The organism is Acinetobacter rongchengensis, from assembly GCF_003611475.1.
GTDB classification, from domain to species: domain Bacteria; phylum Pseudomonadota; class Gammaproteobacteria; order Pseudomonadales; family Moraxellaceae; genus Acinetobacter; species Acinetobacter rongchengensis.
This window is the reverse complement of sequence record NZ_RAXT01000004.1, coordinates 1-20,445: the sequence shown is the minus strand read 5'-3', so window position 1 is coordinate 20,445 and position 20,445 is coordinate 1. Positions and strand designations below refer to the sequence as shown.

The window sequence follows — 20,445 nt, the reverse complement described above, 5'->3', positions numbered from 1 at the left end:
CTCATTATTCCTGAACCAATTTAGTTCAATGTTGTCTTTTGAGGACCCCAATCAAAGATTTTCTTTTGATATGCGTACCAAATTAACCATATTCCAATCAAAATCATAGGTAGCGACAGTATTTGACCTTTGGTCATCCATCCAAACAAAATATAGCCTTGATCTGCATCAGGTTCACGGAAGAACTCCATAAAGAAGCGGGCACAACCATAACCCATTAAAAAGACAGCAGACACTGCATAGCGTGGGCGTGGTTTGGCACTATAGAACCATAAGATAATAAACAGTAATAGGCCTTCACAAAGTGCTTGGTAAATTTGTGAAGGGTGGCGTACCAATTGCAATGGATCTGTTGGGAAAATCATACCTAAAGCAAAGTTTGGGTCGCTCACTTGACGACCATATAACTCACCGCCAATGAAGTTACCAATACGACCAAACATTAAACCTGTTGGTACACAAGGTGCAATAAAATCAAGGGTTTCAAACCAGGTCTTTTTATATTTATGACACCACAGCAACATTGCGATCATCACGCCAAGGAAACCGCCGTGAAAGCTCATGCCCCCTGTCCAGACTTTAAATAACCAGATTGGGTCTGCAAGAAACTTATCAAACTCATAAAAAATAACGTAACCAATACGACCGCCAAGGACAACACCCAAAGCGCCGTAGAATACGAGATCTGAAACCATTTCTGAGTTCCAGTTGTCACGTTGTTTAGCACGATATGTTGCAAGTCCCCAAGCACATAAAAATGCCAATAAATACATCAGTCCATACCAATGGACTTTTACAGGTCCCAGTGCAATTGCAACAGGGTCAATGTTCGGGTAGGTGAGCATTCCTATTCCTTAATTATATATTTCGCACAGATTTTAGCTGAAAGATGTGAAAAATGTTGTACATTCAATGTGTAAAGTTGATGGAGTATATTTATGTGTATTGTGGCGCTGGCTTGGCAAGTTCTAGATGATTTACCTGTCTGTCTTATTTCAAATCGTGATGAGTTTTATCATCGTCCGACGTCACAACTGCACCGGTGGACAAAAAGCCAAATCATTGCAGGGCAAGATTTGCAATCTGGCGGAACTTGGATGGGCATCACACAACAAGGCCGTTGGGCGGTTGTCACAAATTATCGTGATGGTACAGATCAGCGTGATTATCCAACGTCTCGTGGTCATTTGATTCAAGCCTTTTTAGAATCTGAACAAACGCCGATTCGTTTTGCACAACAACTAGAACAATCACAAATGAATTATGCAGGTTTTAATTTATTTATCGGGGATCAACATCAAGCGGTTTATATGAGTAATCGTGGTGAAGCACCGCAGGTTTTATCCAAAGGAGTATTTGTGGTTTCTAATGGGCTCATGTCTGACGACTGGGAAAAGACTCAACATTTACGTAAACGGTTTACCCAAGAATTTTTGCCCATGATGCAACTGCCATCAACACCAGAAGCAGATTTAAAATATGCGGTTTGGGATATTTTAGAGGATGAGCGAAAAATAATTCCAGACTTATTGCCCAGTACGGGAATTAATTTAGAAATGGAAGCATTATTGTCTTCTACATTTATTCAGAGCCCTATTTATGGGACACGCTGTTCTAATTTTTTAAGAATGGGCAAATCGGAAATAGACTGGATTGAAAAAACACAACAAGGGGAACATCAAGGTGATCTTGTACAAATCAAATTGCCCATGATTGAAAAAAACACGTGCTGATATTAAAGCTCTTGCCATAGTCAAAAAACAAGAAATTAGCAGTAAAATGAATATTAAAAGTCTCTTCTCTCTCTGGGATAATGAATATTGTTCCACAAAAGTATGAGAGGATTTATCATATAAACCCTCTCCTTTATAAAGGAGAGGGAACTTCCTTTGTAAATAAATGTCTATCACAACTCGGCTTATCAAAGAAGTTTATTGAATCAACACGTATTGAAAATGAAAGCTTCTGATACAAAATTTAAGACAAATTAAATGGCTTAACCTGCAATTAGGCCACCGTCTTTACGGGTAATAACCACTGTTGCTGAACGTGGACGAGCTGTTTTATTGTTCGGATCTTTTTGTGTAGCAGGCCAATGACTGGTTGGTGTGCTATAAGACTTCGAATCCTCACCTGGGTGTTGCACATTGATAAAGATGGCTTTGAAGTCTGGTGTCATGGTTACACCTGTGATTTCACATTCTTTAGGGCCTGTCAGGAAGCGACGTAAATTTTCATCAGTGACTTTTGCCCCGACGATGGTTTCTTGTCCTGCTGACGTTGTCGCTTTAGCACCATCACCCACTTTACCTGGTAGGGCAGCCAGCATCATACAGTTTGTGGTGTCTGTATATGCGCCATCATCGGTTTGAATCCACAATACACCACGTGGATCAAACCACATGCCATCTGGAGAAGATAAATCATTATTATCATTCAAACCAGAAAGGTTGATATTGCTTGCCATTTTTGCTTCAGCACCGAATAAGTAAATATCCCAAGTGAAGCTCTCAGCTGTGGTTTTGTTGTCTTTTTCATGGAACCGAATAATGTGACCATTCACATTGCCTTTGCCACCTTCAGGATCAACATAGTTACGAGGGTTTGCTGCATCTAATGCATGTGCAGTACCACGGTTCGAGTTGTTGGTCAGTGTAACGTAGACTTCACCATTTTCAGGATTGACGGCAACCCATTCTGGACGATCCATCTTGGTAGCACCGACAGCATCACCTGCTAAACGAGCGAAAGTGGTGACTTCAGCTTGTGATTTAAAAGGATAAACTGCATTGGTATTGGTTAAACCATTTTTACCATAAGCAAGTTCAATCCATTGTCCAGTACCATCATTATTAAACTTGGCAACATACAATTTGCCTGAGTTCATGTATTTGTCACCAGCACGGTAGCCACCATTGACATCTTTGGCATCCCATTTTGCATCAGAAACAAACTTGTAGATGTATTCACCACGAGAGTCATCACCCATATAGAACGCAAGATTTTCACCTTCGATCAAACGGCTTGCACGACAATCCTCATGTGCAAAACGTCCTAAACTGGTACGTTTGACTGGGTTTTGACTACGATCAAAAGGATCAATTTCAACGATCCAACCAAAGGTATTGGCACCATTACGATAGTCTTGTGTCGCTGAATTGGCAGTTACAGATGCGTTCCAACGGTCATATAAATCTTGTTCTTGTAATGAGCCTATAGCGGTTTCCCAGCTGTAACGAGAACTAGCACCATCTTTTAAACCATAGCGATTGAGTGCCACAATTTCAGCAGCTGTTCGTTTTGCATCATCACCTTTATTACGCACAAAGTAACCAATATAGTTTTCTTCAGTCGTTAAATATGTTCCCCATGGCGTATAACCATTACCACAGTTATTATGCGTACCACGAGTTTGTTTTGCTACTGGAGAATATTTAGTGGTAACCAATTCACTACCCGCCACGATACCGCCAAAGTCCATAACTGTTGCAGCTGTAATACGACGGTTCAATACAGAATTTTTAACGATTTCGACTTTTTGAGTTTTACTGTCTTTCTTTAACTCAATAATCGAAACACCGTGCGCATTCACTTCACGAATCACTTCATCTTCAGGGCGACGACCATCGACTTTGGTTGCGCCTTTAGGGTGTAAAAAGGTTGGATTGATGTATTCATGGTTCATAACCAATAAACCACGATCAGAAGCTTTTGCATCATACTTTTGAGTTGAGCTATTTAGACCAAAATAACTCATACCGTCATGGCAATCACCTGAGCGGAATTGAAAACTTAAACCTGTTGGAACGTTATTGTCATCCCATTCTGCATATGCAGGGTTAATTGAGTCTCCCATCGCATAAAGCACATTTGCTTCATAACCTTCAGGAACGGTAACAATATCATTTAAATTTTTTGCAACGGGTTTAAAACTTAATTTTTCTGGTTTTTTAATCGTTGTTGGTGGTGTAGTCGTGCTTGAATTGTCATCATCATTACAGCCTGTAAGGCTTGATGCCAAAGCAAGTGCTGCCGCGCCACTCGCTGTTTTGGTAATCAGACTACGGCGAGAGATACGTTGTTCTAAAATGTCACGGAAATGAATGTTATTTGAAGTGTTATTGTCTAACTCTTGCTCTTCATGATATGGCGTGAGGTCTGTCATGATGCTTCCCTTTGGCTTAAAGTAATTGATAAATAAAATATTTAATAAGCCATAGAACATAGCGGAGTAATGTGTAAGCTTTCTTACGTTTATATTTAATATTGATTAAATTTAAGCTTCATTTAAGTTTCAAATTCTTAAAGCTAATTTTTTGATGGGGAATGGAAGCGTTGAACTGCTCTTGAGAACATTGTATTTATGTTTTATCGAAGTCCTAAACATAAAAAACGACTCATAATGAAGTCGCTTTTTTATGATCATAAGATTATTGGATTACGATTTAAGCTTCTGTTTTATGACGCTTTTCGAGTAACTTACCAAACAGTAAGCCCAGCTCAAACAGCATCCACATCGGGATTGCTAACATAATCATTGAAATCGCATCGGGTGGTGTAATAAACATTGAAATAAAGAAACATCCAACAATAATAAAACGACGTTTTTCTGCGAGTGTTTTTGTCGAAACCAGACCTACCAAAATTAAGATTAACGTGATAATTGGAATCTCAAAAGTCACACCAAAAACCAAAAATAGTTTCAAACAAAAGTTAAGATAACTATTGATATCTGTCATGGGTGCTACGGTTTCAGGGGAAACACTCATAAAGAAATGCAATATCGATGGCAATGCAATGAAGTATGCAAAAGCAATGCCTGAATAAAACAGAACAATGCTGCCCAATAACAATGGAAAGGCGAGATTCTTTTCCTTTTCATATAAAGCAGGTCGAATAAATGCCCATAATTGATAAATAATAAAAGGCATTGCCAACATCAGCGCGATAAAGAAATTCAATTTAAATGGTGCCATAAATGTTGCAGTGACATCTGTGGCAATCATGGTTGAATTTGCAGGCAGTTGCTTTCTGAGAGGTTCAGATAATGCAATATAAGTTTTATTGGCAAAGGGCAGTAAACAGAAGAAAATCAGCAATAATGCACCAACGATTTTGAATAAATGCTTCCGTAATGCAACAAGATGTTGGGTAATCGGCATTGCTTCAAGTTGTGGTTGCTCAGAATCCTGAGTTTTTTCTGTCGATGTTTGAATTTGTGGAAGTAATGAATCCGTCATACAGCCACCTTCAGTTCAACGGTATTGATCTTTTGGATGTCCACAGTGTCAATGCTTTGATGTATACAGTTTTGCCGATCAAGCCAAATTTTTACTCTATAACTTGAAGGAACAGCCGTTCTTAACTGAGTTAAATGAGTAAAAGTATGGGAGAAATTCTTATTATCTGGTCGTGCTGTCTGTTTTTGTTGCTCTGCAGCAAGTATAGATTGTTGTTGTAACTCATTCATTTGAGCTTGCATTTTTTGCTCAAGTTCTTGGATGCGTTTCATTTCTTGCTGCATTTGCTCACGGAATTCAGAAAGACGTAATTCACGGTCAATATCATTTTGAACACTCGTAATGGCTCGCTTAAATTTGCTATACCATTTGGCAGCAAAACGTGCAGCTTCAGGTAGTTTCTCAGGACCAAGCACTAAAAGTGCAATGATCCCGAATACGAGTAATTCTGAAAATCCGACATCTAACATGTTCTACGCCTCTACGCTTAATGTTTTACAGTAGAGTTCACATCAGTATTGGTATTTTGATGTTCTAAAGTACGTGGCTCAGTATTTGAAGTAGCCGTCGTTTCGTCATCTTTGATCGACTTTTTAAAGTCTTTGACTGCACCGCCAACATCTTTACCTAAGTTTTTGAGTTTAGATGTACCGAACAATAAGATCACAACAATTGCAAAAATCAGCACATGCCAAATTGATAATCCTGCCATCATTCATTTCCTTTTTAAAAATATTAATTTTTTTTACTATAACAAGCTAAAATGACAAAAATATGTCGTATGTAATTTAGTTGATACGATTACACAGGTTGCTGTTGCGTCGTACAATGAATTCCACCACCTCCCGCAGCAATATAATCAATATTAATCTGTACAATGCTTCTATTTGGGAACAATGATTGAAGTTTTTGTTTCGCCTCAGCATCTGCAACAGCATCTCCAAACTCAGGCATGATCACTGCACTATTACATACATAATAATTGATATAGCCAGCAGCAAAGTCTTCACTCGGATTTTTTACTCGAAGCGTCGTAGGTGCTTTTAACTCTATAACTTTGATGGGGTTACCTTTGACATCTGTTGCTGTTTTTAAGATTTCAAGATGACGTTTGGTTACAGCATGATCATAAGATTCTGGGTCACTATCATAAGCGGTAACAACAACCCCTTCACTGACAAAACGAGCATAAAAGTCAGTATGACCATCTGTGATGTCTTTGTCTTTAATTCCCGGTAACCAAATCACTTTACGAATACCTAAACAGCGTTTCAGTTCAGCCTCGCAAGCAGCTTTTGTAACACCAGGGTTTCTATTGTCATTTAACACACAGCTTTCGGTGATAATCGCCGTACCTAAGCCATCCACTTCAATACCACCACCTTCAAGTGTCAATGATGAATTAACGCGTGCAATATTCACATGACTCAAGATTTGAGCTGCAACCGTTTTATCACTATTGTGGCTTTGTTTTTTCCCCCAACCATTAAAGTTAAAATCGATACCTGTGAGTTTATTCTGAGCATCTTTTACAAACACTGGACCTGTGTCACGTGCCCAAAAGTCATCCATTGTTCCCGTGACAAAGGTAATATTCGGATGATGCATTTTTGCACGAGCAATATCTATTTCGTTGGCACGAACCAATACTGAAACAGGTTCAAAAGCAGCGATACTGAGTGCGATTCTAGCAAGATCATCACGTAAGCCATTAATATTCGCAGGTTCATGGATTTGATCTGACGCACCGAATGTCATCCATGTGCGTGTATGTGGTTCAGCTTCATCTGGCATTGTGCCAATATTTTTAGTACTTGGTTCGGTAGGAGGTGTTGTAGCAGGTGAATCATCATTGTCGCTACTACCGCATCCTGTAATCACTAATGCACTTGCAGCTGCTGATAAAGCTAAAAATTGTCTACGTGTTACATTCATTGTATTTGGAATCCTTTTCCAATTTATAATTTTTGCTCAAGTATAATTGCTCTTTTGTTTAAATTATGAGCAAATATTCCTTTGCAGCATGGGTAGCGTTTTTATTTATATCAGTGGGTAATCTCTGTATTTTCCAAATAGCAGATCATTTCCATACTAATTCAAACGAAAATATTGTCAACAAATAATACTTGAATATGTACTTAAATATTCACCTAAAAGTGTTGTTTTTTATCATGGTAATTATTTCTAAATATATAATTTATATTAATATATTTAATATTTTTTGTTTTTATAAAAACGCTTAATAGCGAGTTTGGTTTGTAGTTCAATACGATATGTTACTATCGATACTCTAATCTCTTGAGATGTGTACTGTGGCTTTGTTATTTCCACTATTGTCTTTTATTTGTGGCTTAATACTGGCAAATAGCAAATTTACAATCAGTTTAAAATCGATACTGTCATTATTGCTTGCTCGGTTATTTATTCCGATTGTGATTATTTACAATATGGTTTTTTATAAATCGGGAAGTATTGCTTTAATTCTATTTGCAATTTTTTCCTGTTTTATTCTGTTCTTTGTTTATTTAAAGCTGTTTAAAGATCGTTTGGCTGCACTGTGTTTTAGTTATACCAATATGGCATGGTTGGGTTTTCCAATTGCTTTGGCAATTTTTGGTTCTGAACATAGTATGGCAATGATTCCACTCTATATTGGCGTTTCAATCTTTGGAAATTCATGGGCTGTCACCTCAGTGAGTACTGAGCCTCAACCTATTTTCACTATTCTCAAAAAAATGCTGCAATCACCACCTGTAATTGCATTATTCATGGCTGGAATAATTCGGTGTTTTGATGTGCAACAATTTCAAAACCATATCGTCATCGACTGGATTTATACCCTTGCAAAATGGTGTATGAGCTTTGCGGGGATGTGTGTTTTGGGAATGTGGTTACGCAAAACCAAAGTGCATATCGAGGATTTGCAGTGGAGTATTCGTATGGCAATACTCAAGCTGTTTTGTGGTGCAATACTTTGTGGTTTTGCTTATTATTTTTTATCGATACCACACATTGAAAACTATATCGGCGTGATGTTTTTACTGTTTTGTCTACCGCCAGCCGCAAATATTGTTGCATTAGAGACGCATTATCAAGGGACAGGTATTTCTGCAAAATATATTGCTTCGGGAACCATTGTGAGTTGCGTGGTATGCCTGTTATATGGGGGCGTGATGCATTTGTTATAAATTCATCTTTGGATTTTGATTTTCACAGAAGAATTGATAAAACTTAACCCTCTCCATAGAGCAGGAGAGGGGAAACCAAATTAATTTTGTAAACTTGCTTTAAATAATTGCATTGCCTGACCACGATGGCTGATTTTATTTTTTTCTTCTTTACTTATTTCCGCGCTGGAAATACTCAGTTCAGGTAACCAAAACAGCGGGTCATAGCCAAAACCATTTTCACCACGTGCTTGTTCTAAAATTTCACCTTGCCAAATGCCTTGGAAAATTTGTGGAAGTGGGTCATCCGCATGTTGAACCAAAGCCAGTACACAAACAAACATACCTTCAATTGTTACGCCATCTTGACGATAAGCTTTTAAATTTTCTAGTAGTTTTACATTGTTTGCAGCATCATCACCGTGTTCGCCTGCATAGCGAGCTGAATAGATTCCTGGCGCACCACCTAGCACGGGTACACAAATACCTGAGTCATCTGCAATTGCAGGTTTTCCTGAAATACGACTTGCATGACGTGCTTTGATAATGGCGTTTTCAATAAAGCTTAAACCATCTTCAATCGCATCTTCGATATTGAGTTTTCCTTGTGGAATCACGTCTACAGGTAAATTCAATTCAGCAAACATTTTTTCAAATTCAGCAATTTTGCCTTTGTTGTTACTTGCGAGTACCAGTGTTCCTTGGGATAACCAATCTTGTGCAGACATTTCAATTGCTCTGATTTTGAATAATGTGGCGTATTTTAGCTGATTCTGCCGCTAAATTGAAAAATTACAAGATTCAAGTATTTTGAAATGCGTACAGTTATACTTTTATTATATTCAGTTACTTTTGTAGAATTTGTAGAAAAGAATAATAAGAGATGTGTCATTTTGATTTATCTGATGTCATCGCTGCACATCGAACTTCAAGTAATCATCGGGAAATCCTGAGTGAAAGTGAAAAGTGTGGATGTTTTTATTGTTTAAATATCTTTGCTTATCAAAGCATAAATGAGTGGTGGGATGATGAAACAACGGCTGTGTGTCCAAACTGTGGTATAGATTCAGTGATTGGTTCGGCTTCAGGTTTTCCAATCACCCCAGAATTTCTTAAAGCAATGCAAGAATATTGTTTTAACTTATCCGACAAATAAAAAAGCACCCGAAGGTGCTTTCATAATCATAATTCTGCTTATTGCGCTTGAATCCATTGATCCGCACGTTGAGTTGCAGTACGAATTTGATCTTGAGTTAAGTTTGCAGCCAAAGCAGTTTTCTTGCTTTGCGACATTGAAATGACTTTATTGTCTAACATGCCATCACGAGTAGAAAGCTCATACCATTGGTAAGCACCCATGTAGTTTTTCTTTTGCTCTTCCATCACCGCTAAGTTAAAACTAGCACGGTTATCGCCGTGGCTTGCTGCTTTTTCAAAATATTGACGAGCAGCAGTTTCACTCTTAGATACACCAAGACCGTCTGCATACATACGACCAACATTAAGTTGTGCAGCAGAAACACCTTGGTCAGCAGCAGCTTTATACCAAGCAAAAGCTTGTTTCATATCTTTAGAAACACCACCTGTACCTGCTTGGAAATGCGTCGCTAAATAGAATTGTGCTGCTGGTTGTCCAGATCTAGCTGCTTTTTGTAAATCTGCAACATTCATATGCGCATATTGTGCAGCCATTTGTGATACAGATTGCTGTTGTTGTGGAACATAGTCCGCATGGGCTTGAATGCTTAACAGTCCAAAAAATAAGGTACTACCTAATAATAATTTTTTCATAGAGCGCTCACTCGATAAATAGCGACTTCGCCGAACAAATTCGGTATAGCTTTACTTAAAAAGCTTCCTTGTTGGTTCCCATTCACGGCGAGTCGATCGATAATTTGAATCTGATTTTCTGCACACAGTGCTTCAAAATCACGAAAGGTGCATAAGTGGATATTGGGTGTATTGTACCACATATACGGTAATGCATCAGAAACGGGCATCATCCCTTTCAGGGCAAGGAAAGAGCGAGTCTTCCAATGCGCAAAATTAGGAAAAGTAATGATTGCTTGTTTTCCCACACGCACCATATCGCGTAATAACACATCAGGTGCATCTACAGCTTGCAAAGCTTGTGCCATAACCACATAGTCAAAAGACTGGTCAGCAAAGCGTCCCAAACCGAGGTTTAAGTCTTGTTGAATAATATTTAACCCTTTGCTTACGGCAATTGCAATCTTTTCTTGATCAATTTCTAAGCCATAAGCGTGAATTTGTTGCTTTTTGCCCATTTGTGCCAGTAATTCACCATCACCACAACCTAAATCGAGAACGCTTGCTCCAGCACTAATCCATTTTTCGGCAAGCTGTTGATCTATACGCATTACAAGGCCTCCTTAGGTGTTGTTGCAAGGTGCTCAGGGCCACCTAAAAATGCACGTAATGTTTTGACATACAGCGGAATTGGGAATAAGAAAGAATCATGCCCTTGTTCTGCATCAATATCGAGATAGGTTACAGGTTTGTGATTGCTAATCAGTGAATCTACAATTTCCTGTGAACGCTGTGGGGTAAAGCGCCAGTCTGTGGTGAAAGATATGACTAAGAAGCGACATTGGGTATTGGCCATGGCTTTTTTGAGTGATAGCTCATATTCACGAGATGGATCAAAATAATCCAGAGCTTTGGTCATGATCAAATAAGTATTGGCATCAAAGTTACGGCTGAATTGTTCGCCTTGATAGCGCAAGTAACTTTCGACTTGGAATTCAACATCGAAACCATACATAAATTTGCCCGATTTTAAATCACGACCAAATTTTTGTTTCATGGCTTCTTCAGACAGATAGGTAATATGTCCGACCATGCGTGCCAAGATTAAGCCACGTTTTGGGTAGCTGTCATGTTCTAAATAACGACCATTGTGAAAATCAGGGTCAGATAAAATAGACTGACGTGCAACTTCGTTAAACGCAATATTTTGTGCTGAAAGTTTTGGTGCACTGGCAATAATCACGCAATTCTTTAAACGATCAGGGTAATCTACAGACCATTGTAAAGCTTGCATTCCACCTAAAGATCCACCAATGACTGAATACCAAACATCAATCCCTAAACGGTCAGAAAGCATGGTTTGTGTTTTCACCCAGTCTCGTACAGTGACCAAAGGGAAATCTGGGCCATATGGGCGATTTTCATTTTCGGGGTTCGGTGAAGTTGGGCCAGTTGAACCATTACACCCGCCAATATTGTTTAAAGCGACAACAAAAAATTTCGATGTATCAATTGCTTTATTCGGGCCAATACATGCATCCCACCAGCCCGCTTTCTTATCATCTTCGTGATGATAACCGGCTGCATGGTGATGACCAGAGAGCGCATGGCAAATCAAAATCGCATTGGATTTATCAGCATTGAGCTCACCATAGGTTTCAACCATGATTTCAAAACGTGGTAAAACACGGCCACATTCTAGCTCTAAAGGCTCTTCAAATTGGAACTTTTGTGGGGTAACTAAACCCACCGAGTCAGCTGGAAAAGACACAGAAATAATTCGCCTTAAAATTTTGGTAGGTAATGTAAATTACTGATGTTATGCACATCTACGTCATCATTATTGTCAATAAACTAATGATATGAACGTAATTTTACAATAGGGTCTTCGTATTAAAGCTTACTTTCAGGCTAAGCTTTAACGAAAGAAAGGATACCATCTAGGGCATCCTTTCTAAAGTCATTTAATTGATATCGCTTATACGGCAGCTGCAATCACTTGTTCAGTGCTGAGTACCCCTTGATCAATCAAACGGTTGGTTGCTGCAATGATTGCTTCAATCGATGAAGTCACAATGTTGTCATGTACACCTGCACCAAATGCGGATTTGCCAGTACCTTGTACTTGAAGTTCAATTAAAGCGAGAGCTTTGGCATGTGCGCCAGAACTGATACTGCGTTCTTCATAGTTAACCACATCAATTGGTAATTGAAGTGCATTTAAGATTGCAGAAATCGGACCATTACCTTCACCACGTAAATGCTGTACTTCACCATTTACAACCACATCCAATTCAATTACTTGGTTGCCATTGTCATCAGACAATCTATAGTTTTTAGCAACATAATGTGCATCTTTGATTTCGACATAAGTGTCTTTGAACAATGTCCAAATTTGTTGTGCTGAAACCTCAACACCTTCTTCGTCTGCAACTTGTTGGACTACTTGTGAGAATTCAATTTGTAAACGACGTGGTAAGACTACGTTATAGTTAGATTCCAATAAGTAAGCGATACCTCCCTTACCTGACTGTGAATTGACGCGAATAACAGCATCATAATCACGACCTAAGTCTTTCGGGTCGATTGGTAAGTAAGGCATATCCCAAATTTCTTCATTCTTTTGGTATTCAAAACCTTTCTTAATCGCATCTTGGTGAGAACCAGAGAATGCTGTGAAGACCAAATCACCTGCATATGGGTGACGAGGGTGGACAGGGATGCCTGTACATTCTTCAATGGTGGCAATGATTTCATTGATATTTGAGAAATCTAATTCACATGCTACGCCTTGGGTATACATGTTCAAAGCAATCGCTGCAACGTCTACATTACCAGTACGTTCACCATTTCCAAACACACAACCTTCGACACGGTCAGCACCCGCCATGATTGCCAATTCAGAAGCAGCGATACCACAACCACGGTCGTTATGACAGTGTACAGAAATAATCACACCATCACGACGTTGTAAATTACGATGCATCCATTCAATTTGGTCTGCATAAACGTGTGGGCCTGAAACCTCAACGGTTGCAGGTAAGTTCAAGATCACTTTATTTTCAGGAGATGCTTCCCAAATTTCAGTGACAGCATCACAGACATCTTTCGCAACGTCTAATTCAGTTGCAGTAAAACATTCTGGACTATATTGGAAAATAAAATCAGTTTCAGGCTGTTTTGCTGCATATTCTTTGACTTTGGTTGCTGCATTGATTGCCAATTGCTTTGCACCAGCGACATCAACATTCAACACTTTTTGGCGGAAAGTAGGTGAGTTTGCATTGTAAATATGCACAATCGCACGTTTTGCACCTTGCAAAGACTCAAAAGTACGTGCGATCAAATGGTCACGTGCTTGTACTAAAACTTCGATATAAACATCTTCAGGAATATGACCTTCTTCAATTAATTTACGTGTGAAGTCAAAGTCAACTTGTGATGCAGAAGGGAAGCCAATTTCAATATGTTTAAAACCAATTTTCACTAACATTTGGAACATTTTAAATTTTTGTTCAATGTTCATCGGTTCAAAAATGGCTTGGTTACCATCACGGAGATCGGTGCTCATCCAAATTGGCGCTTTATTGATTTCATTGTTTGGCCATTGACGGTCAGGCAAGTCTACACGTTGGTACATGCGACGATATTTTTTACTTGGATCAGCCAACATCATGAGGTAACTCCTTGTGTAGTTGTCGTTGCTCGTTGCTTCGGTAAAGACAGGGGTAAAGGCAACTTACTACTGATATAGATTGTGTCTATTTACTCAATTTACAAGTATTTTTCGGAGTTTATTTGCCTAAAGTGGCATATAAAATTATGGATGGTCATGACACCACATAAAGTTAGACTCTGACAGCTTGTAAATGGATTAACTGAGTATTTATTGTAAAACAGATGGTTCGGAAATAATTTTCTTAAATTGCATTATTTAATCGTTTTAAGAGAAAAATTTTCTTTAAAATCGCTAATCTTGAAAAATGTATTCTTGATTAATCTCATTTATGGTAGCCGTTCCCATTAAAGCCATAGTGATTTCAAATTCTTCCTTCAAGATTTTGATGACATGAGCAACGCCTAAAGCTCCTGCAACTGCCAACCCATAAATCGCTGGGCGACCAATCAACACAGCAGATGCACCAAGGGCTAAAGCTTTAAATACATCTGTTCCACGGCGAACACCACCATCCAATAGTAGTGGGAAATCACTTGGCACAACGGCTTTTATTCTTTCTAAGGCTTTGAGTGGAGAAATCGCTGTATCTAAAACACGCCCACCATGATTGGAAATGATTAAACCTTTTACACCAATACTGAGTGCTTTTTTTACATCTAAAGGGTGAAGTACCCCTTTCAAAATGACAGGTAAATTTGTATTGGCAATCACAAATTCAATATCTGCCCATTTGGGTGCAATATGCATGAGTCCATTAAAAACAGGATGTTGATCTTCTCTAATTTCAGGTAAAGGAATATGTGTTGGCGTATGCGGATGCTGCATAGCTTCAGGCAGTTGAAAGAAAACACGGCGCTCACGATCACGAATACCAGTGTGCGGTGAATCGACAGTAATCACAATCGCTTTAAAGTTTTGTTGTTCTGCAAGCTTAATCAGGGCTAATGATTTTTCACGATCGCCTTGCCAATAAAGTTGAAACCATTTGTATGGATTTTCTTTTTTAAGATTTTGAATATCAGTATTGGTAAAAGTACTTAAAACGAAATTACTGCCTAAAACTTCAGCAGCAAGAGCAGAAGCAGCCTCGGCTTCGGTATGAAAAAGTTGTTGATGTCCAATCGGTGCTAAAAAGATCGGATGTGGGAATTTCTGTCCTAAAATCTCACATTCAGTATTGCCCTGAGTCAGGTCATTTAATAAACGTGGAATCAGTTGAATATTTTTAAATTGTTGCAGATTGTCTCGGACACTGTATTCATCCATAGCACCACCTTGTAGGTAATGCCAAGTATTTGCAGCTAAATGCTTTTCTGCTTGTTGTTCATAGTCTGCGATGGTTTGTAAATAAGCTGGGATTTGTGTAAAAGGAGGCAGAATTTTTGTAGCATCAGTTTGGCTCATAAGTCACCCCATTGTCTTAATAAATTATGATAATGGCTTGTTAAATGGATGGTTTCTTCTGAGTCGCCGTACTTTTGGCGCAGTTGCATGATAGTCATATCTAGATTGAATAACATGCTGCGTTGCCAATCATCTTTGACCATGCTTTGAATCCATGTAAATGCTGCAATACGTTTGCCTGCGGTTACAGGTTCAACCCGATGCAAACTGGTTGCAGGGTAGAGTATGGCATCGCCTGCATTGAGTTTGACTTCATGCGTACCATAATTGTCCTCTACGACCAACTCACCACCTTCATATTCTTCAGGTTCGGACAGAAATACGGTTATAGACACATCGGTACGGATCGGTTGTCCTGTTTCTGATGAATATTGCACGGCATTGTCTACATGATTGCCATAGTTTCCTGAGTCTTGGTAACAATTCAGCATAGGCATAAGACAGTGACGTGGTAATGCTGCTGATTGAACCATTGCTTGTTGTTTGAGTGCTGTCAGAATAAAAGGGGCAATCTGTTGATAAATTTCTGAATGGACATCTATTTGTAGATTATTTTTGATGGATTGCGCTTGTGAGCCAGCACTTTTTTTACCATCTATCCATGCTGTTGAATGGTCTAATCTGTGACGAATATCGAGAACCTGTTGTTTGGTCAAAACGTCAGGGATATGCAGCATCATGGTTTCGTTTTCCCAAGATTTAAAAAAGAAAAAATCGTGCATTCCTGAGAATACACGATATAAAAAATGAGTGCTAAATTTATCAGAACTTATAGTTAAAAGATAATGCCGCAGAACGAGGTTGACCGAGCACCAGACGTGAACCCCCATTATTCAAAGTACTGATATATTCTTTATCTGCTAGATTATAAATATGCAGACTCGCGGAAGCATTTTTATTAAACGTATAACCTGCCATGGCATCAAATACCACATAACTCGGAATTACAGGCATATTGGTAGTTGAGGTTGAGCCCGTTGTGATGGCACGTTTTTGCTCATCGACATAACGTGCACCAACGCCCGCTTTAAATCCTGCAACGCTATAGGTTGTCCATAAAGTTGCAGTCAAGTCTGGTGACCAACGAACGGCATTGGTTTCAGTCCAAACTTTTGTTGTTGCATTGTAGGTTTGCTGATTCTCTTGCTCAGTGTCCATAAAGGCAACACCTGCTGAAACATTCCATGCACGTGTAATTTGACCTACAGCGCCAAGCTCCAAGCCTTTAACCGTCATTTTCCCTTCGGGAACATATTGTAGGCTAATCGGATCTTGGGTAATTTGATTTTCATTTTCAGTATGATAAGCCGCAGCGGTTAGAATGATTTTGTCATCATTCAATGTCCATTTAGTTCCCACCTCATAATGGTGAGTTTTTTGTGGTTTCGCTGCGGGGTTGTTGGCCACATTGTTTGCAGAAGTTGAATTGTCAGTTAAAACAAAAGCCGTACCTGGAGGGGTTAATGATTTTGCATAAGATGCATAAATGCTACTTGCAGGCGTTGGTTTAAATACGCTACCTAATTTCCAACTGACTAAGGTGCCATTGGTACCCAAATGAGTCGCTGTATTGGTGACAGCCAATGTTTTCGCATCGGTTGCAACAGTCAGTCCATCATATTCAGTATCGTAATAATCAACACGAATACCACCATTCAGTTGAAAACGTTCACCAAATTTTAAAGTGTCGAATAAATACGCAGCAGCAGTATCCGTTTTGCCTTTTGCATATGCTCCAGTATGTACTAAGCCAGGTAATTTCGAATACGGATTAGGATCATACAAGCTTGCAGGTGGAATAACAGGGGCTGTTTGCCCAGGTGTTTGAATATTCAAGGTATTGTTCAATTGTTCTTCTCTTAATAGTTCTAGGCCTGCCACCACGTCGTGTTCAATTGAACCTGTTTTAAGATTTAAGTTAAGAGAAGTTTGATTGGTTAAAATTTTATTGGTTTGATCTACGCCTTGACGAGTACGAACGACAGACCAAGAGTTTGGATCTTTAGGGGTATTTAGATTGCTAATCACCAGTGCATTGACCCCTGTTAATACACGATCCATTTCTGTTTTACCAAGACGTGTGATATTGGTCAGCTTCACATTTTCAGCAAAATCACTTTCAACCTTTGCAGTGACCATATTGGCATTGATATCTTCATAGTCATCGACGCTGCCGTAAAAGTTTTCACTATCCACAGGTCTTGCAGCATTAACGGCATTGTTAATGATATCGCGCTGTGCCTGCGTCAGTTTAGTGTCGGTATTATTATAATAAAAACCTTTCATTCCGATTGTGGGAATGCCGCCATCTGGAACATTACGTTGTTGAATATGTTGTGAATATAAGTAAAAGCGAGTGTCACGATCTAGACCAAAAGCAATCGATGGTGCGACTGCCCAACCATTTTGTTCAACATAATCACGACCCTCCACACCACCTTGTTGCCCCATGACATTTAAACGTACAGCCACGCTTTCATTAATTGCTTGATTGATGTCAGCAGCTAAGCGGCCATGTTCTGCTGTTTTATAAGTAGCAGATACTTCACGACTATTTTCAGCATAAGGAAGTTTACTGACAAGGTTAATATAGCCACCTGCACCACCACGTCCAGCTTCTGCTCCAGATGGTCCTTTTACCACTTCAATTTGTTCTAGGTTATATACGTCACGACTAACCGCACCAATGTCACGGATACCATCGACATAAATCGAGTTTTTGGTATCAAAACCACGCATTTGGAATGCATCACCCGCACTGGTATTGCCATTTTCACCCAGTTGCAATGTGATTCCAGGGGTATTACGCAAAGCATCTACAAGCGAAGTCGCACCTTGTTCTTGTAAAATTTCTTTTTTGATTACAGAAATGGTTTGTGGGGTATCCACCAATGGTTGAGTGTATTTCGTAGAACTAACTCGCTCAGCTTTATAGTTGTTTTCAGCTTTTGCCTCAACTGCGATCACTGGTAATTTGGCTGTGTCACTTTCTTGTTGAGCGGCATGTGCCATTAAAGGAAATGAAGCTGCTAGAGCAACAAGCTGAGTTGATCTGTTATGTTTACGGCTTTTAATCTGCGCCATTGTAGGGTGTCCCTAGTATATGAATAACAAAATTCTTTGACTGCATGGCATTGCGTATGGGCAAGTTTAAATATGCAGTAAAAGTGTAGATATTGTTAAGGCCTGTAACAATTGATGCGAATTCTAATGATAATTATTATCATTAACAATGACTATTGTCTTTATTTATGCATAAATATTGATGAAAAAAATGTTTAATTTCGATATTTTTATTCAGTAAAACAATGACAGAATGTAAAAGATGAGTCATTTTTTTCTTTTAAAAATCAATGTTTTTAATTGATGGTAAATTCTAGCCTTTAAAAGTCTTCAATCATCAATTGAGCTTTTTATTGCATAAAATCATGACATGAAAATCAAGCAACTATTGAGGTGAACTCAGTCGTCAAAACTTAAAAATAGAGGAGATAAAAGAGTAGGAGGAAGCTTTTAGATAGACTGCGTTGATCTTATTTGTTCATCAATATGATTAGAATGATGAGTTTGCTATTCAATATTTGCTCAATTTTTTGGATAAAAAAAGGAGCCTTTGTAGATAAAGGCTCCTTTTCCTCTAAGTACTACCTGTCAAAACAGAAGTACTTGCTCTTAGTTTTTCGATCTTAGTATTTAAAGTTAACAGAAAGTACTGCGCTACGACCTTCAGCTTCTGTTGCATAGTGTGATGAGTATGCTTTAGTGAAATAACGTTTGTCAGAAAGGTTGTTGACATTCAGTTGTAAATCAACATTCTTATTCACGTTATAACGTGCCATTGCATCGTAACGTACATAGCCTGGAACAAATTTAGTGTTCGCTGCATTTCCATAGACTTTGTCCATCGCAACTGCGCCAGCACCTAAAGTAAGTTCAGGTAAAACTTGGTATGTCGTCCAAAGTGTTCCACTATTTTTTGCAACGTTTTGAACTTGTTTGCCATCATTTAAGCCAGTACCATCATCCACTAATTCACTGTCTAAATAAGTATAACCTGCAGACACACCCCATTTTTCAGTGATATTACCGTTGATACCTAACTCAAAACCATCAACACGTGTTTCACCAATATTTTTGGTTGTACCATCATCAGCTGTTGCACGAGTATTGGTTTTTTCGGTACGAAAAATGGCAGCAGTTAAGTTTAACTTGTCATTTAGAACATCCCATTTCGTACCAAGTTCCATGGTCCGAACTTCTTCTGGTTTTAAGTTTTGAATTGCAGCTGTAATGCCTTCAGAACCATCACCGCCATCTACACCGACTGGATTTGATGAAGTTGCGTAACTTAAATAGATTGAACCATTTTCTACAGGTTTATAGACTAAGCCAGCTTGATAATTGATAAAATCAGAATCATTTTTAAGGACAACTTGGTCGCCTGCTTTTGCTGTTGGAGGAGTCGTACTCGTTCCTAATACCGCACTATTACGTGCACCATAAGTCATCGTCTGTTTGGCAGAGTAATCATCCCAACGAAGACCTAAATCTAGAATCCATTGTGGGTGGAGCTCAATGCTGTCTAGGAAGTAAACAGAAGTATTTTCATTTTCAATTTTATAACGATCGGCACCTACTGTGCTAAGCGTACCTGTCCATTGACCACGATCAGGATTTTGTACAGAAGTACACCAGCCAGAAGCAATAGCCGCTGCATTACATGAACTATTTGCAGTACCTGTCGTCGTCAAACCATCAATAATATATTGCGTACGATCTGTATCTTGGTCAGAGTATTCTGCACCTAAGTTGAAGCTGTGCTTGAAGCGACCAGTATTAAATTTGCCTTTTAAAGCCAGTTGATCTGTAAATGCATCGGTATCGCCAACACGTGAGTTTGCACGAGCCCAAACATTTCCAGTTAAATCGCCTGCAGCATTATAAAAGTTACCTTTTGAATCATCAGGGTTTGTCCAAAGGTAATCGTTCTTTGATTTGTTATAAACAGCAATATTGCTAATGGTTAAATCATCAGTAAGATCATGCTCAAGCTTGATAGTTCCCGATTGGTTTTCTTGTTTTTGGAAATCACGATCTTTCCAGCCATAGTACATGCCTTGTTTCACATCGATCGGCTTACCATTACCATTTAAACCTGCTTTTGCATTTGTCGCTGCAAATGGGT

Annotated in this window: 18 protein-coding genes; 3 read left to right on the top strand and 15 right to left on the bottom strand. The window is 38.9% G+C overall.

Annotation, left to right across the window (positions count from 1 at the left end; genetic code table 11):
* Nucleotides 1–20 precede the first annotated feature (20 nt).
* Nucleotides 21–845, bottom strand: a complete 825-nt coding sequence (gene lgt, locus D7V20_RS03565; protein WP_120382966.1) for a prolipoprotein diacylglyceryl transferase — start codon at nt 843–845, stop codon at nt 21–23.
* Nucleotides 846–938: 93 nt separating this feature from the next.
* Between lgt and D7V20_RS03560 the strand changes: the two genes are divergently transcribed.
* Nucleotides 939–1,733 carry an NRDE family protein gene (locus D7V20_RS03560; protein WP_120382965.1) on the top strand — a complete coding sequence of 265 codons (795 nt, stop codon included), beginning with the start codon at nt 939–941 and terminating at the stop codon, nt 1,731–1,733.
* Nucleotides 1,734–1,996: 263 nt separating this feature from the next.
* Here D7V20_RS03560 and D7V20_RS03555 read toward each other — a convergent pair whose 3' ends face one another.
* From D7V20_RS03555 to D7V20_RS03535, 5 genes are all read right to left on the bottom strand, one after another.
* On the bottom strand, nt 1,997–4,165 hold the full coding sequence (locus tag D7V20_RS03555) for a PhoX family protein (protein WP_120382964.1): 2,169 nt from the start codon (nt 4,163–4,165) through the stop codon (nt 1,997–1,999).
* A gap of 280 nt (nt 4,166–4,445) precedes the next feature.
* Nucleotides 4,446–5,162 (bottom strand): twin-arginine translocase subunit TatC, encoded by a 717-nt coding sequence (tatC, locus tag D7V20_RS03550; RefSeq protein WP_407923919.1) that lies wholly within the window; start codon nt 5,160–5,162, stop codon nt 4,446–4,448.
* Nucleotides 5,163–5,236: 74 nt separating this feature from the next.
* Nucleotides 5,237–5,710, bottom strand: a complete 474-nt coding sequence (gene tatB, locus D7V20_RS03545) for a Sec-independent protein translocase protein TatB (RefSeq protein WP_120382962.1) — start codon at nt 5,708–5,710, stop codon at nt 5,237–5,239.
* A 17-nt stretch (nt 5,711–5,727) separates the two neighbouring features.
* The gene (gene tatA, locus D7V20_RS03540) at nt 5,728–5,952 is read right to left on the bottom strand and encodes a Sec-independent protein translocase subunit TatA (RefSeq protein WP_120382961.1); all 225 of its coding nucleotides are present in this window, start codon (nt 5,950–5,952) and stop codon (nt 5,728–5,730) included.
* A gap of 89 nt (nt 5,953–6,041) precedes the next feature.
* The gene (locus tag D7V20_RS03535) at nt 6,042–7,175 is read right to left on the bottom strand and encodes an agmatine deiminase family protein (protein ID WP_120382960.1); all 1,134 of its coding nucleotides are present in this window, start codon (nt 7,173–7,175) and stop codon (nt 6,042–6,044) included.
* Between the two features lie 377 nt (nt 7,176–7,552).
* Here D7V20_RS03535 and D7V20_RS03530 point away from each other — a divergent pair, with 377 nt between their 5' ends.
* Nucleotides 7,553–8,428 (top strand): AEC family transporter, encoded by an 876-nt coding sequence (locus D7V20_RS03530; RefSeq protein ID WP_120382959.1) that lies wholly within the window; start codon nt 7,553–7,555, stop codon nt 8,426–8,428.
* 80 nt (nt 8,429–8,508) lie between these two features.
* Here the strand turns inward: D7V20_RS03530 and rdgB are convergent, their stop codons facing one another.
* Complete coding sequence (rdgB, locus tag D7V20_RS03525; RefSeq protein WP_120382958.1) at nt 8,509–9,135, bottom strand: RdgB/HAM1 family non-canonical purine NTP pyrophosphatase; 627 nt, start codon at nt 9,133–9,135, stop codon at nt 8,509–8,511.
* Between the two features lie 155 nt (nt 9,136–9,290).
* On the opposite strand from rdgB, the gene D7V20_RS03520 reads away from it, so the two are divergent.
* Nucleotides 9,291–9,563, top strand: coding sequence for a cytoplasmic protein (locus D7V20_RS03520; RefSeq protein WP_120382957.1), 273 nt, complete (start codon nt 9,291–9,293; stop codon nt 9,561–9,563).
* Between the two features lie 38 nt (nt 9,564–9,601).
* Here D7V20_RS03520 and D7V20_RS03515 read toward each other — a convergent pair whose 3' ends face one another.
* From D7V20_RS03515 to D7V20_RS03480, 8 genes are all read right to left on the bottom strand, one after another.
* Entirely contained in the window at nt 9,602–10,198 is a 597-nt protein-coding gene (locus D7V20_RS03515; protein ID WP_120382956.1) for a tetratricopeptide repeat protein, read from the bottom strand.
* Entirely contained in the window at nt 10,195–10,788 is a 594-nt protein-coding gene (metW, locus tag D7V20_RS03510; protein ID WP_120382955.1) for a methionine biosynthesis protein MetW, read from the bottom strand. The genes D7V20_RS03515 and metW overlap by 4 nt, the downstream gene beginning before the upstream one ends.
* A complete protein-coding gene (metX, locus tag D7V20_RS03505; RefSeq protein WP_120382954.1) occupies nt 10,788–11,948 on the bottom strand; it encodes a homoserine O-succinyltransferase MetX in 1,161 nt (386 codons plus the stop codon). Before metX ends, metW begins: the two co-directional genes overlap by 1 nt.
* Nucleotides 11,949–12,155: 207 nt before the next feature.
* A complete protein-coding gene (leuA, locus tag D7V20_RS03500) occupies nt 12,156–13,853 on the bottom strand; it encodes a 2-isopropylmalate synthase (protein WP_120382953.1) in 1,698 nt (565 codons plus the stop codon).
* Between the two features lie 294 nt (nt 13,854–14,147).
* Entirely contained in the window at nt 14,148–15,260 is a 1,113-nt protein-coding gene (locus D7V20_RS03495; RefSeq protein ID WP_120382952.1) for an alpha-hydroxy acid oxidase, read from the bottom strand.
* The gene (locus D7V20_RS03490) at nt 15,257–15,940 is read right to left on the bottom strand and encodes a Fe2+-dependent dioxygenase (RefSeq protein WP_120382951.1); all 684 of its coding nucleotides are present in this window, start codon (nt 15,938–15,940) and stop codon (nt 15,257–15,259) included. Before D7V20_RS03490 ends, D7V20_RS03495 begins: the two co-directional genes overlap by 4 nt.
* Nucleotides 15,941–16,022: 82 nt before the next feature.
* On the bottom strand, nt 16,023–18,344 hold the full coding sequence (locus tag D7V20_RS03485; RefSeq protein ID WP_120382950.1) for a catecholate siderophore receptor Fiu: 2,322 nt from the start codon (nt 18,342–18,344) through the stop codon (nt 16,023–16,025).
* 602 nt (nt 18,345–18,946) lie between these two features.
* The coding region (locus tag D7V20_RS03480; RefSeq protein ID WP_120382949.1) for a TonB-dependent receptor at nt 18,947–20,445 on the bottom strand (1,499 nt) is incomplete at its 5' end.

Bases quoted from the DNA above. Each gene is read 5' to 3' on its own strand.
- lgt (WP_120382966.1), bottom strand. From the start codon at position 845: ATGCTCACCTACCCGAACATTGACCCTGTTGCAATTGCACTGGGACCT.
- D7V20_RS03560 (WP_120382965.1), top strand. From the start codon at position 939: ATGTGTATTGTGGCGCTGGCTTGGCAAGTTCTAGATGATTTACCTGTC.
- D7V20_RS03555 (WP_120382964.1), bottom strand. From the start codon at position 4,165: ATGACAGACCTCACGCCATATCATGAAGAGCAAGAGTTAGACAATAAC.
- tatC (WP_407923919.1), bottom strand. From the start codon at position 5,162: ATGCCGATTACCCAACATCTTGTTGCATTACGGAAGCATTTATTCAAA.
- tatB (WP_120382962.1), bottom strand. From the start codon at position 5,710: ATGTTAGATGTCGGATTTTCAGAATTACTCGTATTCGGGATCATTGCA.
- tatA (WP_120382961.1), bottom strand. From the start codon at position 5,952: ATGGCAGGATTATCAATTTGGCATGTGCTGATTTTTGCAATTGTTGTG.
- D7V20_RS03535 (WP_120382960.1), bottom strand. From the start codon at position 7,175: ATGAATGTAACACGTAGACAATTTTTAGCTTTATCAGCAGCTGCAAGT.
- rdgB (WP_120382958.1), bottom strand. From the start codon at position 9,135: ATGTCTGCACAAGATTGGTTATCCCAAGGAACACTGGTACTCGCAAGT.
- D7V20_RS03520 (WP_120382957.1), top strand. From the start codon at position 9,291: ATGTGTCATTTTGATTTATCTGATGTCATCGCTGCACATCGAACTTCA.
- D7V20_RS03515 (WP_120382956.1), bottom strand. From the start codon at position 10,198: ATGAAAAAATTATTATTAGGTAGTACCTTATTTTTTGGACTGTTAAGC.
- metW (WP_120382955.1), bottom strand. From the start codon at position 10,788: ATGCGTATAGATCAACAGCTTGCCGAAAAATGGATTAGTGCTGGAGCA.
- leuA (WP_120382953.1), bottom strand. From the start codon at position 13,853: ATGATGTTGGCTGATCCAAGTAAAAAATATCGTCGCATGTACCAACGT.
- D7V20_RS03495 (WP_120382952.1), bottom strand. From the start codon at position 15,260: ATGAGCCAAACTGATGCTACAAAAATTCTGCCTCCTTTTACACAAATC.
- D7V20_RS03490 (WP_120382951.1), bottom strand. From the start codon at position 15,940: ATGATGCTGCATATCCCTGACGTTTTGACCAAACAACAGGTTCTCGAT.
- D7V20_RS03485 (WP_120382950.1), bottom strand. From the start codon at position 18,344: ATGGCGCAGATTAAAAGCCGTAAACATAACAGATCAACTCAGCTTGTT.